Raw genomic sequence first — 26,700 nt, 5'->3', positions numbered from 1 at the left:
AACATACCTCTCTCAAAGGGTCGATGGTCAGCACTGAGAACCCGGACACAAGGGGTCACGCCCGGCAGCGCTGTCGAGGTCGTACGCGCCCGTCAGGGTGCGGGCACGCGTCGTCATGGCAACTCTACCCGGAACACCCGGTGTCGCACTTCCCACCCGGTGCTCCGGCGACGTAACGTTGCCTGTGAGAGGCGCGGCACATGCCGTGGTCCTCCACCCGATGTCACGAGAGGAAGGGACACCCCAGGTGAGCCAGGCAGCCCCTGCCGAGGATCCGTTGAGCGCCGAGACCGGACATGCCTACGACGCCGCGACCAATGTGGTCGACACGTCGGGCCTGTTGGAGGAGCTTGGTCTCTCCGCTGATTCCCTCGTCCAGGAGATCGGGGTCGACGATGACGTCGACGACGGTTTCCGGGACGCTCTGGAGGACCTCCTCGACGATCCGCTGATCGACGAGGACGACGACGAGGTCGTGGACGCCGTGCTCCTGTGGTTCCGTGACGGCGATGGTGACCTCACCGATGCACTGGTGGACTCGCTGACCACGCTCGACACCGGCGGCGTGGTGTGGCTGCTGACTCCGCGATCTGGGCGTGACGGCTACGTTCCGCCGGTGGAGATCCAGGATGCCGCGCCGAACGCCGGGCTGCACGTGACCTCGTCGGCCGGCGTCTGTGCGGACTGGGCTGCGGCCCGCCTCATGCCGCGCAAGTGAGTCCGACCGACGTGGCGGGGGATGGCCGCCCACTGCGGCCGGGGCAGCGGATCCCCGGCGTCGGGGGGCGGACCCATCACGGCGAGGAGTTCGCGCTGCATGACCTCGCCGGGGCACCTTCACTGGTGATGTTCTACCCCTACGCGTTCAGCCGTGTCTGCGGCACGGAGCTGTCCGCCGTGTACGCCGCGGCCGGCGAGTTCGAGAGGATCGGCGCGCGTGTGGTGGCGATCAGCTGCGACTCCCTGTACGCGCTGCGCGCCTATGCGCAGGAGATCTCTGGGGGAGAGGGGCTCCCCTTCGACCTGGTGAGCGACTTCTGGCCCCACGGGGAGATCGCCCGAGCCTGCGGGGCCTTCGACGCCTCCCGGGGGGCGCCCACGCGGACCAGCTATGTGCTCGACCCCCAGCTGGTGATCCGTCACGTCCATCACGTTCCCTCGGACCGATCTCGCGATCTCCAGGAGGCCCTGGCCGAGCTCGCTGGTCTCACATGACAGCGTCGCAGGACGACGCGCGGGGTCCGTCTCGCGCCCTTCTGCTGGTCACCGTGCTGCTGGTGGCGGCCAACCTCCGTCCGGCCATCACTGTGGTGGGGCCGCTGATCGAACGGATCGGTGCCGACACCGGGATGAGCGCGAGCGCATTGGGCCTGTTGGGTGCACTGCCGGTCCTCAGCCTCGGGGTCTTCTCGCCTGTGGTGCAGCGGCTCTCCTCCCGGTTGGGCATGGAACGCAGCATCCTGCTGGCGCTGGGCGTGCTCGCCGCAGGCACGGTGCTGAGGTCCCTCCCCGGCGGCCCGCTGCCGGCCGGGGTCTGGACGTTGTATCTGGGCACCGTCATCCTCGGGGCGGCCATCGCGGTGGGGAACGTGCTGGTGCCGGCGGTGGTCAAACGGGACTTTCCCGATCATGTGCCCCTGATGACGGGCCTCTACACCGCCACGCTCGTCGGCTGTGCGGCGGTGGCCTCCGGTGTGGCGGTCCCGGCCGCCGCCTGGATCGGCTGGGAGCTCACTCTGGCCTCAGCCTCGGCGTTGGCCGTCGTCGCCGCAGTGGTCTGGTCCCGCCGCGGACGGCCGCAGGAGCAGGCGGTCGTGGTGCTGCCGACGGAGGTCTTGGACAGCCCGCGCCCCCGAAGACGCCGACTGACACGGTCACCGGTGGCGTGGCAGGTCACGGCCTACTTCGGTCTGCAGTCGGCCGTGTTCTACATCATGCTCACCTGGCTGCCGTCGATCCAGACGTACCACGGGATCTCTCAGGCGGCGGCGGGATGGTGGCTTGCCGCTTACCAGGCCGTCGGGATCATCGCCAGCCTCCTGGTGGGTCCGCTGATGCAGCGCACGCGGGATCAGCGCGGCATCGCCGTCGGACTGGCGGTGCTGATGGGGTCGGGGGTCGCCGGCATGGCCTTCGTCCCGCAGCTTCTGCCCGTGTGGTGCCTCATGGCCGGTTTCGCCTCCGGGGCCACGCTTCTGGTGAGCCTCACCGTCGTCTCCCTCCGGGCCAGGACGCCGCATCAGGCGGCGCGGCTCTCCGGCATGGCCCAGGGGATCGGGTACCTGCTGGCGGGCTCCGGGCCGCTGATCGCCGGTGCGTTGGTGGACGTCACAGGTTCGTGGGTGCCAGTGCTGCATGTGCTGCTCGGCGTGATCGCCGCCCAGGGCGTGGCAGGCTGGTTCGCCGGTCGGCGGGTGTTCGTCGACGACGGCGGCGGGGCCTGAGGGGCTCGGATCGCCTAGAGTGGGGCCTCGTGAGTGTACAGAGTTCCCAGCGGGCGCGGCACGGCGTCCTCGATCGCTATTTCCACATCTCCGAGCGCGGCTCCAGCATCGGGCGGGAGGTGCGCGGAGGCCTGGCCACCTTCCTGGCCATGAGCTACATCATCGTGCTCAATCCGCTGATCATCGGCGCGGCGGCCGACTCGACCGGTCACTACCTGGGTGGCGGCACCGAGCCGAACCTGCCTGCCGTGGCGGCGGCGACGTCGCTGATCTCCGGGCTGATGACCATCCTGATGGGGGTGGTCGGCAAGTTCCCGATGGCCGTGTCCTCGTCCTTGGGCCTCTCGGCGTTCATCACTTACGGCATCGTGGTGCTGCCGGGCATGACGTGGGCCGACGCCATGGGCCTGGTGGTCATCGAGGGCTTCATCCTGCTGATCCTCGTCCTGACGGGCTTCCGGCAGGCGATCTTCAACGCCGTCCCGGCCCCGCTGAAGAATGCCATCAGCGTCGGCATCGGACTGTTCATCGCCCTGATCGGGATGATGAACGCCGGATTCATCCAGAACTCCGGCGGAGTCGGGCTGGAGCTGGGAGTGGGCGGCTTCCTGTTCGGGTGGCCTCTGCTGATCTTCCTGGTGGCCCTGTTCGCCCTGTTCGTGATGTGGGCCGCCAAGGTGCGCGGCGCCATCCTCTATTCGATCATCGGCGCCTCAGTGCTGGCGCTCACTGTGGAGGCGGTGTTCCGCGTGGGGCCGCAGGTCGGCGCCGACGGCGAGGAGAACCCCTACGGCTGGGGCCTCTCTGTGCCGACCCTCGACCAGAACTGGTTCACGCTGCCGGACCTGTCCCTGATCGGCGAGTTCAACCTGTTGGGGTCCTGGCAGAACATCGGGATCATCGCGGCGTCGTTGGCGATCTTCACCTTGCTGCTGGCGAACTTCTTCGACCTGCTGGGCACCATGGTGGGTGTCTCCAACGCGGGCGGCATCAAGGACGCCTCAGGCGAGATCCCCTACTCGCGGCGCATCATGATCTCTGACGCCGTGGGGACCATGGGCGGCGGCCTGGGCTCCACCTCGGTGAACTCGGGCTTCATCGAGTCCACGGTCGGCGTCGGCGACGGCGCCCGAACCGGGCTGGCCAATGTGGTCACGGGCGTGCTGTTCCTGGCCACGATCGTGCTGGCGCCGCTGGCGGCGGTCATCCCCACCGAGGCCGCGTCGGCGACGCTCGTGCTCGTCGGGTTCCTGATGATGCAGCAGATCACCCGCATCGACTGGACGGACGTGGAGATCGCCATCCCGGCCTTCATGACCGTGGTGATGATGCCGTTCTCGTACTCGATCACCAACGGCATCGGCGCGGGGTTCATCACCTTCGTGGGTATCAAGCTGCTGCGTGGCAAGGCCCGGGAGGTGCATCCGCTCATGTACGTGACCGCGGTGCTGTTCATCCTCTACTTCGTCTCCGGCCCCATCCAGGAGGCTCTCGGCGTGAGCTGACGGGCCTGTCGGCAGTCTGACGACGTCGGCCCCGGCCCCGGTGCACCTGCACAGGCCGGGGCCGACGTGTCTGTCGGCCTGCCCTCGTCCAGGAGTGCCGAGGAAATCGTCACATAGGCCTCACCTGGCGCGCTGGAATCCTCACTGACGCGAGATACCTCCGGGGAAGGGATGCCTCACCTTCACCTGGTCCCGATCTGGGCTATTAGCCAAGGCTTCTGTTGCGTATACTGCTGGACGGTGCCCGTGCGGGACGCGGGCCCGCTCTGTCGTATCCCAAGGGCCGCCATCGGCCACAACGCACCACCGACAGAGACGCAGCCCGGACGGCACAGCGGGCCCCCAGGGCATGTGCCGGAGGGCCCGCGGCACAGCCCCATGAAAGGACCCCATTCGATGACTCGCACTCTCGTGCCGGCCGCCGTCGCGCTGCTGGCCCTGACGCTCACCTCCTGCGGCGCCGCCGACGGCGACCAGGACGAGGCCGCCGGAGAGCAGGCCGGAGCCGACCAGGACAGCGTCGTGCTGTATTCGGGACGCAACGAGGAGCTGATCCAGCCGCTGATCGACCAGTTCAGCGAGGACACCGGCATCGACGTCGAGGTCCGCTACGGAGACACCGCCGAGCTGGCCGCCCAGATCCTCGAGGAGGGGGAGTCCACACCCGCTGACATCTTCCTCGCCCAGGATGCCGGGGCGCTCGGTGCCGTCGCCCAGGACGGGCTGTTCGAGGAGCTTGACGAGGAGCTCCTCGCCCAGGTACCGGAGGCCTTCCGTGACGCGGAGGACCGATGGGTCGGAGTCTCGGGCCGGGCCCGCACCCTGGTGTACAACACAGACCTCGTCGACGAGTCGGAGCTGCCGGAGACCGTCTCGGATCTGACCGATCCCGAGTACGCAGGGCGCTACGCGGTGGCTCCGACCAACGGGTCCTTCCAAGCGTTCGTGACCGCCTACCGTGAGATCGAGGGCGACGAGACCGCCGAGGACTTCCTGACCGGGCTGGCGGAGAACGACCCGCAGATCCGGGAGAAGAACGGCGAGATCGTCTCCGACGTCGCCGACGGCGTCGTGGAGATGGGCCTGGTCAACCACTACTACCTCTACGGCCGTGCGGCCGAGCTGGGGGAGGACCCCGCAGAGCTGAACATCGCCAACCACCTTTTCGGTGACGGCGACGTCGGCGCGCTGATGAACGTGGCCGGCGTCGGAGTGTTCGACGCCGACCATGAAGGAGCCCATACGCTCGTGGAGCACCTGCTCAGCGACGAGGGCCAGCGCTACTTCGCCGAAGAGACGGCTGAGTACCCACTGATCGACGGCCTCGACGGGCCGGAGGGCATGCCGTCGTTGGAGGAGCTCGACGTCCCGGACATCGACCTCAACTCTCTGGAGGACCTGGAGACCACCGTGCAGATGATCACAGATTCCGGGCTGGTGGGCTGACCCATCACCGCCACCACGGCCGGTCGGCTCCGGCGCACTGACGGCTCCGCCCCTGCCGGGGGCGGAGCCGTCGGCGTGCCCTGGTGGCTGCGGGCCGCAGCGCTGATCGGCGCCGCGGTGGCCCTGCTGCCGCTGGTCTACCTGGTGGTGCGCGTCGCCCAATACCCCCTGGGCGACTTCGCTGATGCTGTCCTGAGCCCCCGCAGCGCGCGGCTGGCCGTCACGTCCCTCGCCCTGACCGGCCTGGTGACTCTGCTGTGTGTGGCCCTCGGAGTCGGGTTGGCCGCGTTGGTGACCCGCACCCGGATCCCGGGGCGCGTGGCCCTGGGGGTGGCGGCCGCCCTGCCATTGGCGGTTCCCTCTTATGTGGCGGCCTTCGGCTGGCAGTCGATGAACGCGCTGCTCAGCCCGGGCACGACGTTCGAGGGCTTCGCCGCCGCCGTCGTGGTGATCACCTCCGTCACGTACCCGTACGTATACCTGCCGGCGGTCGCCGCCCTGGTGGCTGTCGATCCCGCGCAGGAGGAGGCCGCACGGGCACTGGGCCGCGGGCCGCTGTCCACGTTCTTCACGGTGACGGTGCGACAGGCCGCCCCGGCGATCACCGCTGGGGGCCTGCTGTGCGCGGTCTACGTGATCGCGGACTTCGGAGCAGTCTCGATCCTGCGGGTGGACACCTTCACTCGGGCGATCTTCACCAGTTTCTCCATGGGATTCGACCGACTCGGCGGCATCGCACTGTCCTCCGTGCTCCTGCTGCTCACCCTGTGCGTCCTCACCGTCGAGGGGCGTCTGCGTCGCACCGGGACCAGGTATGCGAGCCTCTCCGGCTCGGGAGGTGGACGCCTGCTGCTGCTCGATCTGGGGCGCTGGCGTGGTGCGGCCGTGATGCTGGGGTGGGCGCCGATCGTCGTCGCGCTGGGGGTGCCGCTCTCGGCACTGGGCATCTGGAGCGTCCAGGGGGTGTCCCGCCCGGGATCCCTCGCCGAGGTGATGGGTGCCCTGGGCAACTCGCTGTGGGCCGCCGGCCTGGCGGCGGCCGCGACCACGCTGATCGCCGTCCCGCTGGGGCTGTGGCTGGCCCGACGCCCCAGCGTCCTGGCTCGAGGCCTGGAGAGGGCCGCGTATCTGGCGCATTCGCTGCCCGGGGTCGTCATCGGACTTTCGGTGGTGATGCTCGGCATCACGGTCCTTCCGGCGCTGTATCAGACGATGTGGCTGCTCACACTGGCCTACTGCGCCCTGATGCTGCCGCTGAGCCTGGGGCCGGTCCTCTCGGCCGCGCTCAGTGCGCCGCCGGAGCTGGAGGAGGCGGCGCGGGCGCTCGGCAGGAGTCCGGTGCAGGCCTATCTGCGCGTCACCCTGCCGCTGATGCTTCCGGGCATCGTCTCCGGGGCGCTGCTGGTCCTTCTCACGGTGATCAAGGAGCTTCCTGCGACGCTGATGCTGCGGCCCACAGGCTTCGACACTCTGGCCACGCGGCTGTGGACCTACACCGGCAACGAGTCCTACGCGGCCGCCGCTCCGTTCGCGGCGCTGCTGGTACTCGTCGCCGCCGTTCCGGCCTGGATGATGATCTCACGACTGCTCAAGGAGGTCCGATGACCACTCCGGCATTGACCACGAGTCCCGCGGGCGCACCAATCGATGCGGCGGGGCAGACCGCCGTCTTGGGGGCCGGTGCTGAGCGGCCGGGACTGCAGGTGGTGGGCGCCTCGGTCGGCTTCGGGCGGGGCACCCCGATCCTCCAGGGCGTGGACCTGGAGGTCGCGCCCGGCAGCACCACCGCGATCGTGGGACCGTCCGGTTCCGGCAAGACCTCGCTGCTGCGGGTGATCGCCGGGTTCCTCCGCCCCGCAACCGGCACGGTGTCCCTGCGCGGGCAGGAGGTCACCCAGGTGCCCGCCCACCGGCGCAGCATCGGTCTGGTGGCACAGGACGGGGCCCTGTTCCCGCATCTCGACGTGGCAGGAAACATCGCCTTCGGACTGCCGAAGGGCATCCGGCGCGGGGAGGCGAGGCGCCGCGTCGAGGAGCTGCTGGACCTGGTGAGCCTGGACCGCTCCCACGCGCGACGGCGGCCCGATCAGCTCTCCGGAGGCCAGCGGCAGCGGGTGGCGTTGGCCCGCGCACTGGCCCGGCGTCCGGAGGTCATCCTGTTGGACGAGCCGTTCTCCGCCTTGGACGCAGGTCTGCGGGAGATCACTCGCCAGGCCGTCCGTGAGATCCTCGCCTCGACCGGGACCACCACCGTGCTGGTGACCCACGACCAGGACGAGGCCCTGTCCTTTGCCGACCAGGTGGCCGTGCTGCGGGACGGGCGGCTGGCCCAGACGGGCACCCCGGAGGAGATCTACCGCCGCCCCCGTGATGCGCGCACTGCCAGGTTCCTGGGCGAGGCCGTGCTGCTGCCGGCCCGCCTGCGCAGTCCCGGCGTGGCGTCCACTGTGCTCGGAGACGTCTCGGTGGTGCGTTCCGAACCGGAGGAGTCGGCCGAGGATCGGAGCTGGCGCACCGCGGACGCATCGGCCACCGTCATGCTTCGTCCGGAGCAGATCGTGCTGGCCGACGAAGGCGTCCGTGCCGAGGTGCTGACCTCGCAGTACTTCGGGCATGACACCACGGCTGTGGTGTCGGTGGACGGACTCGAGGAGCCCATCCGCGTGCGCCGGCTCAACGCCGATCCGCTGCCGCCGGGCGCGGTCGTGCGGCTGGCCGTCGCCGGGCCCGGGGTCGCCTATCCGGAATCGGAGCCTCAGCACTGAGTTCGACCACCTCGGGCCATCTCGGGCCATCTCGGTCCAGGGGAGGTCTGTGACAGAGGTGTCCTCCTCAGAGGGCCATGACATGGCCACGACGACCCGGAGAGGCGCCCGGGCGGCAGGTCACGAGGACGTCGGCGCTGAGGTCCGCACCGTCAGGCCGGGCCATGTCGCGGTCGTGGTCCTCGGAGCAGCAAGGAGCGGCTGTCAGGACCATCCCCCGGGCTCTGAGGGAAACCTCGCGCTGATGGATCGGCAGCTGCGCTCCGCGGCTCATCGCATGAACGCCCAGACGGGAGATGCGGTCGTGCCGCTGGAGGAGGTCACCGACCTCCGCCTCGGCTGGACGAGGATCGCCGGAATGGTCCCTGTGGTGCCCAACGCTGTGGTCGTTGACATCCGGGACGGCTACGAGCATCGCTTCGTCGTCCATGGTCGTCAGGCGTGGCAACGAGAGATCATCCCCGCCGTCGGCCTCTGAGGGGCGAGCCGGTCCGGAGACCGGCCGTTCGGGAGACCGCGAGCCCACGGTCGGGGCCCCATCGTCTCGTCAGGTGACCGCCGGAGACTCGACGCCCTGAAGACGACGCCGCAGGACCGGCGTGTGAGCGTGGCCCACCCGCTCGTAGATCGCCAGCGCCTGGCCCCATGCCTCCCGCGCACCGTCTGGGTCCTGAGTCGCGGAGCATGTCTCGCCCAGACTGATCAGGGTCAGCGCCTCCAGGTCCCAGTGCCCGCGCGCCTGCTCCAGAGAGATGAGCAGGTGGGACCTGCTGTGCTGCAGCGCCCGGGCCTCTCGCGTCAGGCCGCCGAGCGCCAGGTGGGCGGTGGCGATGATGTCCCGCTGCCCCAGATCCTCGGCCTCGGTCAGGGCCAACCGCACGAGCCGGTGACCGACCTTGCGCCGGCCCACGCCGTGGAGCGCCTCTCCGGCGCTGACCAGGGCCTGGCAGGCGCGAGCGCGACGCCCCAGCCTGGTGGCCAGTCGCAGCGTCCGCCGGGCGAGGTCCAACGCAGCCTCATGCTCTCCGGTGCTCGCGTAGGTCAGGGTCAGGTTCAGCAGGGCGACGGACTCGCCGTAGGGCGAGCCGCGCTGCCGGCTGATGTCGACTGCTTCGTGGAGGAGCCTGCGGGCCTCGTCCGCCTCACCCAGCAGATGGTGGGCCAGCCCCCAGTTGGCCAGGGAGAAGCACACCGCCGGGTCGTCGAGGGCCCGTAGCGTGTCCACGGAGGATCGGTGCTCGCGCAGGGCGCCGCGGATGTCTCCGCGATAGGCGTGGACCCCTCCCAGCAGCCCTCGGGTGACGGCGGCCTCACGCTCCTCTCCGGCTCGGAGGTGACAGTCCACGGACCGCTCCAGCAGCTCACGCGACTCCTCCAGCTGCACCCGCAGCAGGGCCACTCGCCCCAGCATCCGCAGTGAGTGGCCCTGTGCGGCCAGGTCCTCCAGGCGGCGGCCGGCCAGGAAGGCTGCGGTGTGCAGCCGGTGGGCGCTGTGCAGATAGGGGGAGCGGTCCAAGTGGCGACGCAGGAGCTTGGACAGCACGACGGCGAAGCGCGGCTGGCCGCCATCGGCACAGTGCTCCGCGGTGACGAGCAGATGGGGCAGCTCCTGCTCGAGCCATTCCGCTGCGTCCGTCTTCCGGCTGAATGGCCGGACGGTGTCGGCGTCGAGGAGATCCCGCGCCTCGGGGATGGTCATCTCTTCGGGCATGAGGATCTCCAAAGCGGCCGCCACGCCCCGAAGGTAGTGGCGGCACAGACGGTCGAGACACGCCTGCCGGACGGTGTCGCCCTCGTGGTCTTCGGTGAGCTCGGTCGCGTAGCTGCGGAGGAGGTCATGCAGGCGGTACCGGTGAGGCCCGCAGCTCTCCACCAGATGGGCTCGGCGCAGCCCCTCCACCCCCTGCCGAACGATGCGGGGCTCGAGCCCCGCCAGGGCGGACAGGCCCTGGAGGCTGAGCTCATGGGCCGGTGCGACGCCGAAGCAGCGGAACAGCCAGGCTGGGGTCGGCTCAAGGTCCAGATACGACCAGGAGAACACCGCTCGCATGGAGGACGCCTGGTCCCCGGTGGCGTGGAGGTCGAGGACGTCGAGTCGATCCTGCAGGTCCTCGAGATCCTCCAGGACCGTCGGAAGGTCCTCAGATCCGATCCCCCGGACACGTTCGGCGGCGACACGCAGGGCCAGCGGCAGATGCGCGCACCGGTCGGCGAGGGTCTCCAGCTGATCAGCGCTGGGCGCCGGGCCCAGCAGCTGTCCGAGCAGGCGGCGTGAGTCGTCGTCGCCCATCGTGCTGAGGGCGATCTGGTGCGCGCCCTCCTGCAGCACCAGCCCCGTGAGCGCGGTCCGGCTCGTCACGATGACCAGGGAACCGGAGCCTCCGGGCAGCAGCGGCCGCACCTGGGACACATCGCGGGCGTTGTCCAGCAGGATCAGCAGGCGTCGTTCCGCCGTCTGGGACCGGAAGGCCGCCGCGCGCTCGTCGAGTCCGTCGGGGACGTGTTCGACGTCCGTGCCGAGAGCGCGCAGGAACCCGGCGAGGGCCTGTTCTGCAGGCACGGGATCCTCGGGACCGTACCCCCGCAGGTCCACCGCCAAGTGACCGTCGGGGAACCGGTGGGCGATCTCGTGGGCCCAATGCAGAGCCAGGGCAGTCTTGCCGACGCCGGCGCCGCCGATGAGTGTGAACAGCGACGCCGGACGATGGTCATCGTCCAGCCATGCCCAGAGCTCACTCTGCTCGGCGTCGCGTCCGATGAATCCTCGCGGCCGGGCGGGCAGCTGAGCCGGGACCTCCACAGCCGCGCAGGCCCCGTGGACGCCGGCCCGCTGGCGTGACAGCGCCTCGAGGGCCGCGGCAGGCGGGAGACGGTCATGGTCCAGTGCGGCACCGGAGAGGATCCGCGCCTGCAGGTCCTGCAGTCCAGGGCCCGGTTCCACACCCAGCTCCCGGCGCAGCACCGAGCGTGCCTCGTGGAAGACAGCCAGGGCGTCGGCCTGACGGCCCGCTGCGGCGTGGCTCATCATGAGCAGCTCGCGGAGGCGCTCACGCAGCGGGTGCTGATCGACGACAGGTGGCAGTTCGTCGGCCACGAGCTCATGATGCCCGCAGGTCAGCTCAGCGGCGTAGAGCTCCTCCCACGCGGTGACCCGCAGATGCTGCAGGCGCACAGATGCCGCCGCGGTCTCCTCGGTCTCCAGGCCGTGGAACGGTCGTCCGCGCCAGAGGTTCAGGGCTTCACGGGCGAGTGCCGCGGCCTGGGCTGGCTGCTGGGCGGCGACGTCGGCCGCCGCGGAGACCAGGGACTCGAACCGTCCGGCGTCGGTCTGTTCCGCGGTGATCTGAAGCCGGTACCCACCGGGGTCCGCGGCCAGGGGCAGGTCGCCGACGGCGGAGCGCAGGCGATGCACGTGCGTCTGCAGGCGATGGACCACCCGCGGATCCGCCGGGCATCCCCACATCGCGTCGGCGAGCCGGTCATGGGTCAGCAGGCGGCCGGGGTTCGCCAGGAGCAGCCCCAGCAGCTGGGACTGCAGACCTGTCGGGGAGAGTGTGCTGCCGTCATCGCGACGAACGCGTACAGGCCCCAGCACCTCGAAGATCGGCATGTCATGATCCCCGGCAGACTCCGGAGCGGTGCCTCCGGATGGCGGCGCCCGCGACCGCCGGGGCGATCCTCCCCTCCCGTTGCGACGACCGTGCCCGACGATGACACGGTACCGTGCCGCAGCGCTCTCCGAGAACTCTTCGGCGCCGATGGAGAGGAGACGTCCCAGGTCAGCGGCTGAGAGGACCGCTGCAGAAGGGCATGTGAGGCCCGTGTGAGGAGACTGTGAGGCGGTGTCGGCACAGTGGAGCCATACGAGGAGGGGACCAGCAGCCGGAGACATGTCTGCGTGAGGAGAACCATGACCAGCATCATCGATGTCCACAGCATCCCCGCCGCGCGGCGGCTGGCCTACGAGCTGGGCGCACGCCTGGTGCTGTGGGCCAGCCGCTGTGAGGAGATCAGCGTCGTCCGACGCGAGCGGCCGGGGCCCCAGGAGATCCACCGGCGCCGACTGGTCGGCTGGGAAGCGCGGCGGCGGCACGACGACATGGTCGCCCGGGCCACGGCTGCGCCCTACGGGTATCTGCCGTGAGGGCGAGCGGCCGGGTCCGCGGAGGCTGACCCCGTGCGGCCCAGCTCGGCACTGATGTCCCCGGCGCTCACGGAGCGGGTCCGCCCGCCGCCCGTCGTCGCAGCGCCCCGGCGTCAGGATGATCGACAGCCGTATAGATCTCCGCGGCCCGCCGCCAGGCCTCCGTCGCTTCGTCGACTGAGCCGAGCGCGTCGAAGGTCCGGGCCAGCCCCCTATGGGCTTGGGCCAACTCGTACCAATACTGGTCCGAGACGTCGAGGGCCGCAGTGAAGAGGCCGACCGCACGGTGGAGGTCCCCGCGGTCAAGGGCGATCTCCCCGAGACCGAACCGGGCCTCCGACGCCAGGTCCTCGATCACAAGTCGCTCTGCCACGTCGAGCGCCTGGTCCAGCAGGTGCTGCCCTGTGGCGGTCTCACCCGACAGCCATGACGTCTTGCCCATCTCCGCCCGGGCGAAACCTTCGAGGTCCGCGGCCGCAATGTCCTGTGCCAGGGCAATGGCCTGCTCGGCGCATCTCAGAGATGTCTCGAGTTCGCCCCGTTCTCTGTGCACCAGGGAGAGGGACGCACAGGCGGAGCATTCATCAGACGTCTGGTGGTGCTGGCGGCTGTAGTCCAGTGCCTTCCCCAGCCAGAACAGGGCATCGTCCAAGCGCCCCATCCGCTGATGGACCAGACCGGCATTGGCCATGGCGCAGCCCCCTCGCGGATCTGCCAGCTCCTCGTGAGCGTGAGCCGAGGATTCGAAGTGCGCACCCGCGTCGGCCGGACGACAACGGTAGAAGCTCAACGCACCGAGCGTGTCTCGGTCAGCGGCGATCTCCTTGAGGGCATCGGCCGTCGCGTGGAGCTCCAGGGCGCGTGCGGCGTGATGCTGGGCCTCGTCGAGACGCGCACGGTTCACCGCGGTGATGGCAAGACGTCGATGCGCAGTGCCCTCCCCAGAAGCATCGTCGACATGGCGAGCCGCTCGGAGCGCAGCGCCATGCAGTCGCTCCGCCAGCACATGGGCCTCATCATGGTACAGATCGCGCCAGATGATCTCGGAGAGGTCTGTGGAGAAGGTATGGCCCCCGCGGCGGGCGGCCTCCTCCGAGGTGAGGACGAGATTCTCACGTTCGGTGGTGAGCCAGGTGATGGCTGACCGGACGTCGACGTCGGCTCCTGTCGCCTTCGCCCTGCCTGCCAGGTCCTGGATGCTGGGATGGTCGGTCTGGTGGGGCATGCGGACCACCATGGCCAAGGCCGCCCGCTCGAGATAGTGATCGCACAGCTGGGCGAAGGCTCGCTGCCGCGCCGACTCCGGATCGTGATTCTCGGAGAGCTCGATCGCGTAGACCCGAAGCAGGTCATGAAGCCGGTAGCGCCCCCGGGACACCGGCTCGACCAGATGAGCACGCCGGAGCGTCTCCACGCCGCGCCGGGTGGCGCGTTCATCGAGGTGGGCGAGCGCTGAGAGCGGACCCAGGCTCAGTTCAGCGGACGGTGAGATGCCGAAGCATCGGAAGATCCATGCGGAGTCATGGTCCAGGTGACGGTAGGACCAGGAGAAGACGCCGCGAACGGACGCCCGGTCCTCTCCGACGTCCAACACGTCCAGCCGAGCCCCGGCGTCAGGAGGGACGTCCTGGGGCGAGGCGAGGAGCGCGTCCAGTTCCTGGGCGCCTCCTGACCGCATACGCTCGGCTGCGATGCGCAGGGCCAGGGGGAGGCGCGAGCAGACTGCTGCCAGGGAATCGGCCTGTGAGTCATCCAGCGGCAGGCCCAGGTCCGCGATGAGCTGCTGAGTCTCCTCCGGGGAGAGCGGACCCAACGGGAGGCGATGCGCACCTTCCTGCACGACCAGTCCGGTCAGCTGCGAACGACTGGTCACGACGGTGACTGACTCCGATGTCCCCGGGAGCAGAGGCCGGACGTGGTCGGCGTCCTTGGCGTTGTCGAGCACCACCAGCATCCGACGACCTGACATGGCCGATCGGAACAGGGCTGATCGTTCGTGCTCGCCATCAGGAATCTCCGCCGTCGGGACGCCCAGAGCAGTGAGAAGTCCGGGCAGTGCTTCCGTAGGGTCCCGAGGCTCATCCGGGCCGAAGCCCCGCAGATCGATGTACAGCTGTCCGTCCGGGAAGTCGCCTGTGACCGCATGTCCCCACGAGACGGCCAGCGCCGTCTTGCCAGTGCCGGCGCCACCGGTCAGGCAGAAGATCCTGACCGCATCGACAGCACGGCTCCTCCCCTCGTCAAGCTCCCGAAGGACGTCCGTGCGGCCGACGAAGACACGGGGACACACCGGCAGCTGGGCGGGAACCTGGCGGGACGGCTTCGGGACGGACGTGCCCGGGTCGACGAGTATCGCTTCCTCGGCGAGGACCATGCGATGCAGCTCTCGCAGCCGGGGTCCGGGCTCGACCCCGAGCTCATCCAGAAGCCATGTCCTGGCGCGTTCACAGGCCCCCAGCGCGTCGGCGTGGTGACCGGAGAGGGAGAGGGCCGTGACGAGCAGTTCGTGGAGGCGCTCGCGGAGCGGGTGCTCACGGACCAGCGGCTCGATCTCTCGCGCCACCGTCTCGTGGTTTCCCCGGGACAGCTCCGAGGCCAGTAGCAGTTCCCAGGTGGACGAGCGAAGGTCGTGGAGGCGCCGCGATGCTCCGGCCAGACGTGTGGTCTCGATGGTCTCGAACGGTGCGCCCCGCCACAGGGAGAGAGCGTCGCGACACAGCGTCACCACCTGGTCATGGTCGCCGATCTCGGCCGCCCTCCGTGCCTCCGCGAGGAGCTTCTCGAAGCGGACCGCGTCGACAGCCCCGCCTTCGAGGCTCAGACGGTACCCGCCGCCGTCGGCCTCGATCGTGGCACCGGTGTCGAGTGTGCGGCGCAGCCGGTGGATATGGGACTGCAGGCGATGAGCAGCACGATCATCCGGGGCAGCGCCCCACATGACGTCGATCAGCCGATCCGTCGTGACGATCTGGTCTGCGTCCACGACCAGCATGCTCAGCAGCAGCGCCTGCAGGCCTGGCGGACGGACGACGGTGCCGTCGTCGCGTCTGACCTGCACCGGCCCCAGCACCTCGACAACCACCATGATCTGCAGACGGCACGCCCGTCCCCGCCGACCGGCCAGGACCGGGCCCTGTGCGACTGTGTCCTCCCCTCAGAACCAGAGATGCGTCTCAGGATCCGTCCACCGTACCCGGTGGGTGCTGTGGTGAGGATGGCTGCTCGACCGTGAGGCGCGGTCTGTGGCCGCGCGGCATGGCCGGAGCGGAAGCTGCTGCGGGAACGACGATGCCCGGCACGGAGACCGTGCCGGGCATCGGTGGGCCCTACCGGGATCGAACCGATGACACTCGCGGTGTAAACGCGATGCTCTACCAGCTGAGCTAAAGGCCCGGGCACGGCGGCCGCGTTCCCGTGACAGGCGCAATGACGTCGGGACGGGCGCGCCGGCCACAGCACTATACCAAAGGGCTCAGCGCCCGCGACGGAGGAAGCCCTCCTGCAGGGCGGCCGCTCAGGCGTCGGCGCTGATCTTCTCAGCGGCCTCCTGCTGCGGGTCCACGGCCGCGGAACGCCGCGCCAGGGCGCGCTGCTCGGCGCCGAAGAGCGCCGCGCCGACGATGCCCGCGTTGTTCTTCAGCTGGGCCGGCACCACCGGCGCGCGGGTGCTGGTCACGTGGGGGAGGAAGTCCTCGCTGCGCTTGGAGATGCCCCCGCCGATGATGAACTGGGAGGGGGAGAACAGGCGCTCGACGTGAGTGAGGTAGCGGTCCAGGAGCCGCCCGTACTCGTCCCAGGGCATGTCGACGCGTTCGCGGGCCGCGGCCGAGGCCTTCTGCTCGGCGACCTCTCCTTCGAACTCCAGGTGCCCCAGCTCGCTGTTGGGGACCAGCACCCCGTCATGCACCAGGGCAGAGCCGATCCCCGTGCCCAGAGTGACGGTGAGCACGCTGCCCGCGCGTCCAGCGCCGGCGCCGTACCGTGCCTCAGCCAGACCGGCGCCGTCGGCGTCGTTGAGCGTGGAGATGTCACCGGGCAGCGGGCGCAGCAGCTCACCGGCGTCGCATTCGATCCAGGAGTCGTCGATGTTGGCGGCGGAGAGCACGACGTTGTCGATCACGATGCCGGGCACCAGGACGCCGACGGCCAGCTCATCGCGGGAGGGCGCCTTCTCGCGCCCCAGCAGCTCCTCCAGGATGGTGCTGATGACCTCCGCGACGGCCTCCGGCGTGGCCGGCCTCGGCGTCGGGATGCGGAACCGCTCGCCGGTCAGCTTGCCCTTCTGGAGGTTGACGATCCCGCCCTTGATGCCGGTGCCGCCCACGTCGATGCCGATCGCCCGCTTGGGAAGGTCGTCGACGGCGAAGCTGGCAGGGGCGACCGCCTGGGCGGCCAGAGGCTGAGACTGGTCAGAGTGGGTCATTGCTCTCCAAGGGGTGAGGCGAGAAGAGCGAGACAGCGGCGATCGACGACGCGCTGCCGGCTCTGCTCGGGGGCCACAGGACTGGACGTGCGTCGTCGCACCGGGATCGGACGGCCAGACCCTGCGGGGTCGGCCAGAGAACAGGATAGCGGGTCGGAGCGATGCAGGTCACGTATGTCACGATGCTTGACGCGCCGCGGACGCGGGCGTGCGGAGCCCCACGGGAACTGCGCGGCCGCCCGGCGCCTGGCTGATCAGGCGTCTTCGTCGGCCGAGGGGAGTGTGAGGACGTCCGCCCCGTCGTCAGTGACGACCAGCGTGTGCTCGAACTGTGCGGTGCGGCGCCGATCGCGGGTGACCGCGGTCCAGCCGTCCTCCCACATGTCCCAGTGCCGCGTCCCCAGGGTGAGCATCGGCTCGATGGTGAACACCATCCCGGGCTCCATGGGACGTGAGTACTCGGGTGCGGCGTCGTAGTGGGGGATGACCAGCCCCGTGTGGAACGCCTTGCCCACTCCATGGCCGATGAACTCGCGGACCACGCCGTAGCCGAAGCGTTTGGCATAGGACTCGATGGAGCGGCCGATGACGTTGATGGGGCGGCCGGGCTTCACGGCGCGGATCCCGCGCATCATGGCCTCGTGGGTCCGCTCCACCAGCAGCCGGGAGTCCTCGTCGACGTCGCCCACGAGGAAGGTGCGGTTGTGGTCGCCGTGGACGCCGTCGAGGTAGGCCGTGATGTCCAGGTTGACGATGTCGCCGTCCTGCAGGGTCGTGGAGTCGGGGATGCCGTGGCAGATGACCTCGTTGACGGAGGTGCAGATCGCCTTGGGGAAGCCGCGGTAGGACAGGCAGGAGGGGTAGGCCCCACGGGACACGAGGTACTCGTGGGCGAAGGCATCGAGCTCGTCGGTGGTCACCCCGGGGCGGATGAGTCGGCCGGTGGCCACCATCGCATCGGCGGCGAGCTGTCCGGCACGGCGGATGCGCTCCACCGTCGCGGCGTCGTAGACGTCCTCCCCGGTGTACTCCGGGGGCGCGTCCAGCCCGACGTAGTTCGGCTTCTCGATGTGGTGCGGCACGGGCCGCATCGGAGTCACGGTGCCCTTGGTGAGCGTGCCGATCGGGGCGGTGGAGGAGGGAGCGGAAGCCATGGACCCCATCCTAACGTTCCGACAGGGGGCGTTCACCGGGCGACGGGGCGCAGCTGCAGCACCAGGGCGACGACGGCGATGAGGGTCACCACGGTCAGGGCGATCGGCAGCGAGGTGCTCTGAGTCATGGCGCCGATCGCCGGCGAGAGGCTCAGCGTGACGGTCCGCATGGTCCAGCTGATCCAGGTGACGCCGCTGTGCGGGGGCAGTCCGGGCACCGCGTCGGCGCGAGCGAACGCGATCGGGACGGTCACCGCACAGCCCACTCCGGCCAGGGCCAGTCCGGCGAGGGTGAGGGGGACGGTGGGCGCCCAGGCGGCCCCGAGGAGACCCAGCACGACGGCGGCGAGGCTCAGCAGCAGAGCCCGACGGTCGCCGAGCCGATCGATCACCCTGTCTCCCAGCAGGCGGCCGATGAACTGGGCGGTCAGCAGGACGGTGAGGCCGATGCCGGCGGAGGCCGCGGCCATGTCGCGTTCGCTGGAGAGCAGCACGGCGGACCAGTTGTTGCCCACGTCCTCCACCGAGATCCCGGCCAGTGCCACCAGCGCCAACGGGATCAGGATCTTCGCCGTGGCCCAGCCGGTGGCGCGGGTGGTGCTCTGCGGGGTGCCCAGCACCGGTTCCGGCTCCGGCAGGAACGCCCGGGCGGATGCGGCCATCGCGGCCGCGCAGACCACGGCCCAGACGGCCATATGGGTCAGAATCGGCACACCCAGCAGTGCGGCGAGCGTGCCGACGGCGCCGCCCAGCGCCGCTCCGACGCTCCACCCGGCGTGCATGGAGTTCAGCAGGGACCGGCCGTAGGCCTCCTGGACCCGCAAGCCCTGGGAGTTCTGCGCCACGTCCACCACGGCGTCTCCGAAGCCGGCGAGCAGCAGTCCCAGCAGGACGAGCCACGGGCTGGCCAGTGCCACGCCGGAGGTGGCCACCACCAGGGAGCCGCCCACCCAGGCCGTGCCCACACCGGCCGACCAGGCGACGCCGAAGCGACGGGAGATCACTCCCGGCAGGTGCACGGCCAGCGTGCCGCCCAGACCGATGCCGACGACCAGCAGTCCGAAGAGCGCCGGACTCAGTCCCAGGGCCTCCTTGACCTCCGCATACCGGGCCAGCAGGGAGGCCGGCAGGGCGCCGTTCGTGGCGAAGGCCGCCATGGTCGCCATCCGGCTGCGTCGCAGGGAGGGCGGCGGCGGAGTCGGCACGCGGTCCGCTGGGCTGGGCATTTGCATGGCGAGCAGTCTTCCGATCAGATCGAACACATGCAACGTGCGAACAGACACAGAACGATCATCGCAGCCGTGCGGGGCGGCGACGAGGTGCGCGCCTCCGATCTGGTCCGCGCCACCGGGGCCTCTGCGATGACCATTCGCCGGGACCTGAGCGATCTCGAACGCCGCGGGGTGCTGCGGCGCACCCATGGGGGTGCCGTCGGGCTGCCCGCACGAGGCGCGCAGCTGCCGTTCCAGGTGCGCAGCGAGACTCATGTGGAGGAGAAGCGCGGGATCGGGGAGGCGGTGGCCGCCATGATCCCGGACGGCTCCAGCGTGATCCTGGACGACGGCACCACCTGCGGAGCGGTGGCCCGAGCGTTGGCCGGGCGGGAGCTCACCGTCCTCGCGCTGTCGGTGCATCTCGCGGCCGTGCTTGCGGAGGGAGGGGACGCCTCAGGGAGGGGGATCCGGGTGCTGACCCCCGGAGGCGAGCTCAACCCTGGCGAGCTGTCCTGGAGCGGCCACCGGGCGGTGCGCGACATCGAGGACTTCCGGGCGGACATCGGCGTGCTGGGGGTCTGCGGATGGGACGAGGAGTCCGGGATGACGGCGTCCACGCTTCAGGACGCCGACGTCAAGAAGGCGCTCATCGGGTCCTCCCGTCAGGTGGTCGCCGCCGCGGCGGCCGAGAAGATCGGGCTCTCGGCGGTCTTCTCGGTGTGCCCCTCCTCGGCGGTAGACACCCTCGCCACGGGGCGTCTGTCTCGCGAGCGACGGCTCTGGCTGGAGCAGGAGGGGGTCGACGTCGTCTGCTGTGCCTGATGTCGCGCCTTCGCGCTGTGCCTGCGAGGGCGTGCGGCGTAGGCTGGAGCCATGAGCACGCAGTACTGGTACAACGTCCGCACCGGCGAGGTCGAGCAGGGCGCCCAGTCCAGCTGGAAGCACCTCCTGGGTCCCTACGACTCCCATGCGGAGGCGGCCCGCGCCATGGAGAAGGTGCGGGCGAACAACGAGCGATGGGACGAGAGCGACTCGGCGGAGGACGCCGAGGGCTGACTCAGAACCCGTGCTCCTCCGCGGGGAACGTGCCCGAGCGCACGTCGTCGGCGAAAGCCGTCGCGGCCTCGGAGATCACCCCGCGAAGGTCGGCATAGCGCTTCACGAAGCGAGGCACGCGGCCCTGGGTCATGCCGAGCATGTCCTGCCACACGAGCACCTGCCCGGTGGTGGACCCTCCGGCGCCGATGCCGATGGTCGGGACCTCCAGAGCGGCGTCGACCTCGGCGGCGACCTCCGAGGGGACCATCTCCATGAGCACGCAGAACGCGCCGGCGTCCTGCATGGCTCGCGCGTCCTCGAGCACTCGGGCGGCCGCATCGCCGCGGCCTTGGACTCGGTAGCCTCCGAGCGCGTGCTCCGACTGCGGAGTGAATCCCACATGCCCCATGACCGGGATCCCGGCGGCGACCATGGCGCGCACGTGGGGCGCCATGGCGGCATCCCCCTCGACCTTCACCGCGTGGACGCCGGCCTCCTTCAGGAAGCGCACGCCGGTGGCCACCGCCTGCTGCGGGGAGGCCTCGTAGCTGCCGAACGGCACATCGGCCACCACCAGGGCGCGCCGGACGCCGTTGACCACTGATCGGGAGAACAACAGCATCTCGTCCACCGTGATCGGCAGCGTAGTGGTCCGGCCCATCATGACATTGGCGGCGGAGTCGCCCACCAGCAGCACCTCGACGCCGGCCTCGTCGAAGATCGAGGCGATCTGGGCGTCATAGGCGGTCAGCATGGCGAAGCGGCGGCCGTCGTCCTTGAAACGTCGCAGGTGGACCGTGCGGATCCGCGAGGGGGAGTGCGGCGTCGCCCCGGCCTCGCCTGCGGTGCCTCCGGCCGCCGCGCCGCCTGACCCCCCATAGGGGGTGGACGCGGGGGAGGTGGCCTGGGTGTCTGTCTCGCTGCTCTGATTCTCAGCTGGCATGGCTCCAGGCTAGCGCCTTCTGCCGGCGAGCCGGCATGAGGGTCGGCGAACCCCGAACCGCACCCCGGATGGCCCCGACGTGGGCGAAGACTTGGGTAGAGTGGGAGCGGCGAGACACCCACGCACGGCAGAGAGGCTGCAGCGAGCATGGATCGACAGCAGGAATTCGTACTGCGCACCATCGAGGAACGGGACGTGCGCTTCGTGCGTCTGTGGTTCACCGACGTCGTGGGCGCGCTGAAGTCGGTCGCCCTGGCGCCCGCCGAAGTGGAGGGCGTCTTCAGCGAAGGGCTGGGCTTCGACGGTTCCTCCATCGAGGGACTCTCCCGCGTCTTCGAGTCGGACATGCTGCTGAAGCCCGACCCTTCGAGCTTCCAGATCCTGCCGTGGCGGGGCGAGGATGAGCCCACCTCCCGGATGTTCTGCGACATCCTCACGCCGGACCAGGAGCCGGCCGCCGCTGACCCGCGCTCCGTGCTGCGCCGACAGCTCGACACCGCCGCGGAGATGGGCTTCACCTGCTACACCCACCCGGAGATCGAGTTCTACCTGCTCGACTCCGACGAGGTCGACGCGGACGGCTACCCCGTGCCGGTGGACCGGGCAGGATACTTCGACCACGTGACCGGCAGCGTCTCCCAGGACTTCCGCCGCCATGTGGTCTCCATGCTGGAGGCCGTGGGGATCTCGGTGGAGTTCAGCCATCACGAGGCCGGACCCGGCCAGAACGAGATCGACCTCCGCTACGCGGACGCGTTGACCACGGCGGACAACATCATGACCTTCCGCACGGTGATCAAGGAGGTCGCCGTGATGCAGGGCAAATACGCGACCTTCATGCCCAAGCCCTTCGCCGAGCACCCCGGCTCGGGCATGCACACGCACTTCGGCCTCTTCGAGGGCGACACGAACGCGTTCTTCGCGCCGAACGCCGAGTTCAACCTCTCCACCATCGCCCGGCAGTTCATCGCCGGTGTGCTCACCCACGCACCGGAGTTCACGGCGGTGACCAACCAGTTCGTGAACTCCTACAAGCGCCTCTGGGGCGGGGGAGAGGCGCCGTCGCACGTCTCCTGGGGGCACAACAACCGGTCGGCCCTCATGCGGGTGCCGCTGTACAAGCCCACCAAGGGCGGCTCTGCGCGGGTGGAGTTCCGTGGCATCGACTCCTCCGCCAACCCCTACCTCGCCTACGCGGTCGTGCTGGGTGCCGGGCTGAAGGGCATCCAGGAGGAGTACCAGCTGGCGGAGGCGATCACTGAGGACGTGTGGTCTCTGACCACCCCGGAGCGCAAGGCACTGGGCATCAAGCCGTTGCCCGGCACGCTGCACGATGCGATCCGCCAGATGGAGGACTCCGAGCTCGTGGCGGAGATCCTCGGCGAGCAGGTCTTCGAGAACTTCCTGCGCAACAAGCAGCAGGAATGGGACGAGTACCGGATCAACGTCTCGCCCTTCGAGATCAACCGATACCTGGGCATGATCTGAGACCGGCCGGACGAGCATGAGCACACCGTCCACACGCGACCTGATCGCCGCCGGCTTCGACGAGCTGGACCGAGCTGCGGCCTTCCTGCAGGACGATCAGCTGCGGACGATCGGCAGGCCGGAACTCCTGGGCACGCTGAGGCGGGCCCCCGATGCCGATCAGGCCCTGCTGCTGCTCATCCGGCTGCTCGAGCAGGCACCGGACGTCCTCGCGCTGTTCGAGGAGGTCAGCGACGGCCACCATCCGCAGGCGGTCCCGCTGATCCGGCTCCTGGGCGCCTCGAGGGCGCTCGGCGAGTTCCTGGTGCGCCGCCCTGACGCGGTGCGCGTGGTGTTCGATCACCGGGAGGAGGCGGATCTTCCATCCCCCGATGGTCGGCCGCGGGTCGACGACGCTGAGAACCTCCGGCGGGTCCTGCTCGAAGAGGTGCGCGCGGACCCCGGGTCAGAGACGCCGGTGGCCCGCCTGGATGACGGGTTCACGGCCCGCGACGCCGCGGTCGCCTTGCGAGTGGCCTATCGTCACCTGCTCACCGCCGTGGCTCTGCGTGACCTCACCGCGGCGGACCCGCTGGCCTATCAGCCGCTGGTCTCCCAGCAGTTGGCAGACCTGGCGGCCGCGGCCGTCGAGGCCGCCCTCGCCGTGACTCGGGCGGAGCTGGTGGAGCGTCACGGCCCGATCGCCCAGCAGGTGGAGCTCGCGGTCATCGGGATGGGCAAATGCGGGGCCCGCGAGCTGAACTACATCTCCGACGTGGACGTCGTCTTCGTCCATCGCGGGCCGGAGGACGTGGACGACGCGCAGGTCAGCTCGATCGCCGGAGGGCTGGCCGGAGGCATCTCCAAGGTCATCAACTCCTCGGCGCCGGAACCAGGGCTGTGGGAGGTCGATGCGAATCTGCGGCCCGAGGGCAAGGACGGCCCGCTCACCCGCACCCTGGAGTCCCATGTGGAGTACTACAAGCGGTGGGCCCACGGCTGGGAGTTCCAGGCGCTGCTCAAGGCGCGCCCCATCGCCGGCAGCCAGGCATTGGGCGAGGCCTACATCACCACGCTGTGGCCGCTGGTGTGGAGCTCCTCGCAGCAGCCGGAGTTCGTGGAGAACGTCCAGCGCATGCGCCGGCGGGTCTTCGAACACATCCCTGCCGAGCATGTGGACCGGGAGATCAAACTCGGCCGTGGAGGGCTGCGTGACATCGAGTTCACGGTGCAGCTGCTGCAGCTGGTCCATGGACGCGTGGACGAGGAGCTGCACGTCCGGGACACGCTGACCGCCATCCGGGCGCTCGGAGAGGGCGAGTACATGGCCAGCCGGGACCAGGAGGCCATGTCCCGCTGCTACCGACAGCTGCGGCTCTACGAGCACCGGATCCAGATGTCGAACATGCGACGCACGCATCTGATGCCCAGGAGGGAGCCGGAGCTCCGCGCCCTCGCCCATGCTGTGCGGCCGCCGCAGGCTGACCGACGGGATTCCGCTGAGGACCTGCTCAAGGCGTGGCGCAGCGTGGTGCGTGAGGTGGCGAGCTTCCACGAGACGATCTTCTACCGTCCGCTGCTTTCGACCACTGCGGTGCTCTCCGACGAGGAGGTCCGCCTGTCGTCCCAGGCCGCACAGGACCGGCTCGCCGCCTTGGGGTACTCGGACACCTCCGGCGCTATGCGGCATATCGAGGCGCTTACCGCGGGAGTCACCCGGCGGGCGACGCTGCAGCGCCGCATCCTGCCGATGATGCTGGGCTGGTTCGCCGAAGGGGTGGATCCCGACGCCGGACTGCTGGCCTTCCGGAGGCTCAGCGAGTCCCTGGGCACGAGCCCCTGGTATCTGACGATGCTGCGGGACTCCTCGGTGGCCGCCGAGCGGCTGTGCCACATCCTCACCAGCTCCCGCTTCATCTCCGACCTGTTGGAGCACTCGCCGGAGTCGAGCCGGTGGCTGGGTGACGACTCTGCGCTGCGACCGCTGAGCTTCGAGTCGCTGTGGACGGAGATCCGAAATCAGCTGGCCCGGCATGAGGGGGACGCGTCCACCGCGGTCCGGCTCACCCGACTGGTGCGTCAGCGCGAGGTGCTTCGGATCGCAATCGCCGACGCCGCCGGGCTGCTGGAGCTGGACGAGGTGGGCCGTGCGCTCTCCGACGTCGACAGGGCCGCGACCCTGGGCGCCCTGCACGTGGCCGAGCGGGAGGTCTTTGCCGAGCAGGGCGAGCACGTCAAGTTCCTCGTGGTCGCCATGGGACGGCAGGGTGGCCAGGAGATCTCCTACGGGTCGGACATGGACGCCATGTTCGTGCACCGCGCCGTCGAGGGGGCGGACCCGACCGTCGCCGATGAGCAGGCCCGGCGTCTGGCGACACGGCTGACCGCTCTGCTCTCCCAGTCGGTGAAGCCGCCGGTGCGTGGGGAGGACCCCCTGAAGCTCGACGCCGATCTCCGACCCGAGGGCAAGACCGGCCCGATCTCCCGGACCCTGGAGTCCTTCCGCGAGTACTACCGGCGGTGGATGGACGTCTGGGAGCGCCAGGCGCTGCTGCGAGCCCGTCCCATCGCCGGCTGCGACGAGCTGGCGGCCGACGTCATGGAGCTGGTGGATGAGGTCCGCTACGCCCCGGCCCCCTCCGAGTCCGAGGTGCGGGAGATCCGGCGGATCAAGGCCCGGGTCGAATCGGAGCGCCTTCCCCGTGGAGCCGACCCGTCCCGTCATGTGAAGCTGGGCCGCGGCGGTCTCTCCGACGTGGAATGGCTGGCCCAGCTGCTCCAGCTGCAGCATGCCTATGAGCACCCGGAGCTCCGGGTGACGAACACGCTGGACACCCTCGAGGTGCTGGTTCAGCATGAGCTGCTGGCGGCAGAGGACGCCGCCGTGCTGGCCGAGGCCTGGAGGCTGTGCACCCGAGCCAGGGCCGCCATGAAGGTGTGGAGCGGACGGACCTCGGACGTACTGCCCTCATCGCGCCGGGACCTGGAGGCCGTGGCCCGCTGGTGCGGCTTCGACGCCGGTTCCGCAGCCGCCTTCGAGGAACACTATCTGCGTACGACGCGGCGCTGCCGGCAGGTCTACGAGAGGCTCTTCTACGAAGACGTCTGACGGACTCCGAGGGTCGGACGCCGAGAACCCGGCACCGTCATGCGGTCGGGGAGAGGAGCTCCAAAGTGCGGTGCTGGACATCCTCCTCGGGTGCGAGGTTGACCAGCATCAGCTCGTCGGCCTGGACCTCCTCGGCCAGGCGGTCCAGCCAGGCGATGACCTCTGCTCCGGTGCCGGCCACGGTGCGTGAGAGCATGTCGAGCACCTGCTGACCTGCCGGATGGTCACGGAGCATGATGACGTCGTCGTCCGTCAACGTCCGGTTTCGGCCGAGCATGCTGCGGATCCAGGAGTCTTCGGCGGCTCGGCGCTGGGCCCGGGCCGCGTCGGCGTCGTCGTGGGCGATCACATTGGCCGCGGCGATGAAGTGCGGGCGGGCCTCGGGGCCGAGCAGCGACCGGGTGGCGTCGAAGGTGGACCGGTAGAGATCCGCGGCCTGGGTCAGCATCTGCGGGGCGAAGTGGGAGGCGAAGGCATAGGGCAGCCCGAGCTTGGCGGCCAGCTGGGCGCCGAACAGGGAAGACCCGAGGATATAGAGGGGGACGTCGGTGCCGTCCCCCGGGTAGGCCCGGACCCCGGGGATGCGGGAGTATCCGGACAGATAGCCGTTGAGCTCCATGATGTCGGACTCGAACCGGTCGGACTCGGTGCCGTCGCGGCGCAGCGCCCGCATGGTCGCGCCGTCGGTGCCTGGGGCCCGACCCAGTCCGAGGTCGATCCGCCCGGGGAAGAGAGTCGCCAGCATGCCGAACTGCTCGGCGATGACCAGGGGAGTGTGGTTGGGCAGCATGATGCCGCCGGAGCCGACGCGGAGGTTCTCGGTGGCCGCGGCGATGTGCTGGATCATCAGTGAGGTCGCCGAGGAGGCGATGTGGGGCATGTTGTGATGCTCGGCGAACCAGAGCCGGGTGTAGCCCAGGCCGTCGGCGGTGCGTGCCAGTCGGCGGCTGCGGGCGATGCCGTCTGCGATCGTCTCCGGGGACCGGACGGTCGCCAGATCCAGCAGGGACAGGGGACGGGATGCAGGCACAGCGGCTCCTCGGCGGTT

20 protein-coding genes and 1 tRNA gene are annotated in these 26,700 nt (G+C 69.9%); 13 read left to right on the top strand and 8 right to left on the bottom strand.

What is annotated here, in order from left to right; translation table 11 throughout:
* Window positions 1-247 precede the first annotated feature (247 nt).
* The 8 genes from Q7C18_RS04890 to Q7C18_RS04855 all read left to right on the top strand — a co-directional run bounded on the left by Q7C18_RS04890 (window position 248) and on the right by Q7C18_RS04855 (window position 8,638).
* A complete protein-coding gene (locus Q7C18_RS04890) occupies window positions 248-718 on the top strand; it encodes a DUF3052 family protein (RefSeq protein WP_237089993.1) in 471 nt (156 codons plus the stop codon).
* Entirely contained in the window at window positions 715-1,215 is a 501-nt protein-coding gene (locus tag Q7C18_RS04885; RefSeq protein WP_311024412.1) for a redoxin domain-containing protein, read from the top strand. Before Q7C18_RS04890 ends, Q7C18_RS04885 begins: the two co-directional genes overlap by 4 nt.
* Complete coding sequence (locus Q7C18_RS04880) at window positions 1,212-2,444, top strand: MFS transporter (protein WP_311024411.1); 1,233 nt, start codon at window positions 1,212-1,214, stop codon at window positions 2,442-2,444. The genes Q7C18_RS04885 and Q7C18_RS04880 overlap by 4 nt, the downstream gene beginning before the upstream one ends.
* A gap of 29 nt (window positions 2,445-2,473) precedes the next feature.
* Window positions 2,474-3,949 carry an NCS2 family permease gene (locus Q7C18_RS04875; protein WP_311024410.1) on the top strand — a complete coding sequence of 492 codons (1,476 nt, stop codon included), beginning with the start codon at window positions 2,474-2,476 and terminating at the stop codon, window positions 3,947-3,949.
* A 396-nt stretch (window positions 3,950-4,345) separates the two neighbouring features.
* Window positions 4,346-5,395 (top strand): iron ABC transporter substrate-binding protein, encoded by a 1,050-nt coding sequence (locus Q7C18_RS04870; RefSeq protein WP_311024409.1) that lies wholly within the window; start codon window positions 4,346-4,348, stop codon window positions 5,393-5,395.
* Window positions 5,396-5,470: 75 nt separating this feature from the next.
* Window positions 5,471-7,000, top strand: a complete 1,530-nt coding sequence (locus tag Q7C18_RS04865; protein WP_311024408.1) for an iron ABC transporter permease — start codon at window positions 5,471-5,473, stop codon at window positions 6,998-7,000.
* Complete coding sequence (locus Q7C18_RS04860; RefSeq protein WP_311024407.1) at window positions 6,997-8,160, top strand: ABC transporter ATP-binding protein; 1,164 nt, start codon at window positions 6,997-6,999, stop codon at window positions 8,158-8,160. The genes Q7C18_RS04865 and Q7C18_RS04860 overlap by 4 nt, the downstream gene beginning before the upstream one ends.
* 277 nt (window positions 8,161-8,437) lie before the next feature.
* A complete protein-coding gene (locus tag Q7C18_RS04855; protein ID WP_139827637.1) occupies window positions 8,438-8,638 on the top strand; it encodes a hypothetical protein in 201 nt (66 codons plus the stop codon).
* A gap of 69 nt (window positions 8,639-8,707) precedes the next feature.
* Here the strand turns inward: Q7C18_RS04855 and Q7C18_RS04850 are convergent, their stop codons facing one another.
* On the bottom strand, window positions 8,708-11,770 hold the full coding sequence (locus Q7C18_RS04850; protein ID WP_311024406.1) for a BTAD domain-containing putative transcriptional regulator: 3,063 nt from the start codon (window positions 11,768-11,770) through the stop codon (window positions 8,708-8,710).
* Window positions 11,771-12,070: 300 nt separating this feature from the next.
* On the opposite strand from Q7C18_RS04850, the gene Q7C18_RS04845 reads away from it, so the two are divergent.
* The gene (locus tag Q7C18_RS04845) at window positions 12,071-12,304 is read left to right on the top strand and encodes a hypothetical protein (protein WP_311024405.1); all 234 of its coding nucleotides are present in this window, start codon (window positions 12,071-12,073) and stop codon (window positions 12,302-12,304) included.
* 67 nt (window positions 12,305-12,371) lie between these two features.
* On the opposite strand, the gene Q7C18_RS04840 is transcribed toward Q7C18_RS04845, so the two are convergent.
* From Q7C18_RS04840 to Q7C18_RS04820, 5 genes are all read right to left on the bottom strand, one after another.
* The gene (locus tag Q7C18_RS04840; protein ID WP_311024404.1) at window positions 12,372-15,389 is read right to left on the bottom strand and encodes a BTAD domain-containing putative transcriptional regulator; all 3,018 of its coding nucleotides are present in this window, start codon (window positions 15,387-15,389) and stop codon (window positions 12,372-12,374) included.
* 235 nt (window positions 15,390-15,624) lie between these two features.
* Window positions 15,625-15,697 (bottom strand) — tRNA-Val (locus Q7C18_RS04835).
* A gap of 121 nt (window positions 15,698-15,818) precedes the next feature.
* A complete protein-coding gene (gene ppgK / locus Q7C18_RS04830; RefSeq protein ID WP_311024403.1) occupies window positions 15,819-16,727 on the bottom strand; it encodes a polyphosphate--glucose phosphotransferase in 909 nt (302 codons plus the stop codon).
* 254 nt (window positions 16,728-16,981) lie between these two features.
* Window positions 16,982-17,881: a type I methionyl aminopeptidase gene (gene map / locus Q7C18_RS04825; protein ID WP_083277793.1), complete on the bottom strand. Its 900-nt coding sequence runs from the start codon at window positions 17,879-17,881 to the stop codon at window positions 16,982-16,984.
* A 32-nt stretch (window positions 17,882-17,913) separates the two neighbouring features.
* Window positions 17,914-19,113, bottom strand: a complete 1,200-nt coding sequence (locus Q7C18_RS04820; RefSeq protein ID WP_311024402.1) for an MFS transporter — start codon at window positions 19,111-19,113, stop codon at window positions 17,914-17,916.
* A gap of 30 nt (window positions 19,114-19,143) precedes the next feature.
* Here Q7C18_RS04820 and Q7C18_RS04815 point away from each other — a divergent pair, with 30 nt between their 5' ends.
* Together Q7C18_RS04815 and Q7C18_RS04810 are read left to right on the top strand one after the other, a co-directional pair.
* Window positions 19,144-19,917, top strand: coding sequence for a DeoR/GlpR family DNA-binding transcription regulator (locus Q7C18_RS04815; protein WP_070162419.1), 774 nt, complete (start codon window positions 19,144-19,146; stop codon window positions 19,915-19,917).
* A 51-nt stretch (window positions 19,918-19,968) separates the two neighbouring features.
* Window positions 19,969-20,151 (top strand): SPOR domain-containing protein, encoded by a 183-nt coding sequence (locus Q7C18_RS04810; RefSeq protein WP_311024401.1) that lies wholly within the window; start codon window positions 19,969-19,971, stop codon window positions 20,149-20,151.
* A gap of 1 nt (window position 20,152) precedes the next feature.
* Here Q7C18_RS04810 and panB read toward each other — a convergent pair whose 3' ends face one another.
* A complete protein-coding gene (gene panB, locus Q7C18_RS04805) occupies window positions 20,153-21,076 on the bottom strand; it encodes a 3-methyl-2-oxobutanoate hydroxymethyltransferase (protein ID WP_311024400.1) in 924 nt (307 codons plus the stop codon).
* A 147-nt stretch (window positions 21,077-21,223) separates the two neighbouring features.
* Here panB and glnA point away from each other — a divergent pair, with 147 nt between their 5' ends.
* Together glnA and Q7C18_RS04795 are read left to right on the top strand one after the other, a co-directional pair.
* A complete protein-coding gene (gene glnA, locus Q7C18_RS04800) occupies window positions 21,224-22,564 on the top strand; it encodes a type I glutamate--ammonia ligase (protein ID WP_085437316.1) in 1,341 nt (446 codons plus the stop codon).
* A gap of 16 nt (window positions 22,565-22,580) precedes the next feature.
* Window positions 22,581-25,652 carry a bifunctional [glutamine synthetase] adenylyltransferase/[glutamine synthetase]-adenylyl-L-tyrosine phosphorylase gene (locus Q7C18_RS04795; RefSeq protein WP_311024399.1) on the top strand — a complete coding sequence of 1,024 codons (3,072 nt, stop codon included), beginning with the start codon at window positions 22,581-22,583 and terminating at the stop codon, window positions 25,650-25,652.
* A 37-nt stretch (window positions 25,653-25,689) separates the two neighbouring features.
* On the opposite strand, the gene Q7C18_RS04790 is transcribed toward Q7C18_RS04795, so the two are convergent.
* Entirely contained in the window at window positions 25,690-26,682 is a 993-nt protein-coding gene (locus Q7C18_RS04790) for an LLM class flavin-dependent oxidoreductase (protein ID WP_311024398.1), read from the bottom strand.
* Between the last annotated feature and the right edge of the window lie 18 nt (window positions 26,683-26,700).

The organism is Nesterenkonia sp. CL21, from assembly GCF_031705515.1.
Classification (GTDB): Bacteria; Actinomycetota; Actinomycetes; order Actinomycetales; family Micrococcaceae; genus Nesterenkonia; species Nesterenkonia aethiopica.
Note: the sequence above shows the minus strand (reverse complement) of the source record. Positions and strands in the feature narration are given on the sequence as shown.

Coding starts and splice junctions, on each gene's coding strand:
- Q7C18_RS04880 (WP_311024411.1), top strand. CDS start 1,212: ATGACAGCGTCGCAGGACGACGCGCGGGGTCCGTCTCGCGCCCTTCTG.
- Q7C18_RS04870 (WP_311024409.1), top strand. CDS start 4,346: ATGACTCGCACTCTCGTGCCGGCCGCCGTCGCGCTGCTGGCCCTGACG.
- Q7C18_RS04860 (WP_311024407.1), top strand. CDS start 6,997: ATGACCACTCCGGCATTGACCACGAGTCCCGCGGGCGCACCAATCGAT.
- Q7C18_RS04855 (WP_139827637.1), top strand. CDS start 8,438: ATGAACGCCCAGACGGGAGATGCGGTCGTGCCGCTGGAGGAGGTCACC.
- Q7C18_RS04850 (WP_311024406.1), bottom strand. CDS start 11,770: ATGCCGATCTTCGAGGTGCTGGGGCCTGTACGCGTTCGTCGCGATGAC.
- Q7C18_RS04845 (WP_311024405.1), top strand. CDS start 12,071: ATGACCAGCATCATCGATGTCCACAGCATCCCCGCCGCGCGGCGGCTG.
- Q7C18_RS04840 (WP_311024404.1), bottom strand. CDS start 15,389: ATGGTGGTTGTCGAGGTGCTGGGGCCGGTGCAGGTCAGACGCGACGAC.
- ppgK (WP_311024403.1), bottom strand. CDS start 16,727: ATGACCCACTCTGACCAGTCTCAGCCTCTGGCCGCCCAGGCGGTCGCC.
- map (WP_083277793.1), bottom strand. CDS start 17,881: ATGGCTTCCGCTCCCTCCTCCACCGCCCCGATCGGCACGCTCACCAAG.
- Q7C18_RS04820 (WP_311024402.1), bottom strand. CDS start 19,113: ATGCAAATGCCCAGCCCAGCGGACCGCGTGCCGACTCCGCCGCCGCCC.
- Q7C18_RS04815 (WP_070162419.1), top strand. CDS start 19,144: ATGCAACGTGCGAACAGACACAGAACGATCATCGCAGCCGTGCGGGGC.
- Q7C18_RS04810 (WP_311024401.1), top strand. CDS start 19,969: ATGAGCACGCAGTACTGGTACAACGTCCGCACCGGCGAGGTCGAGCAG.
- panB (WP_311024400.1), bottom strand. CDS start 21,076: ATGCCAGCTGAGAATCAGAGCAGCGAGACAGACACCCAGGCCACCTCC.
- glnA (WP_085437316.1), top strand. CDS start 21,224: ATGGATCGACAGCAGGAATTCGTACTGCGCACCATCGAGGAACGGGAC.
- Q7C18_RS04795 (WP_311024399.1), top strand. CDS start 22,581: ATGAGCACACCGTCCACACGCGACCTGATCGCCGCCGGCTTCGACGAG.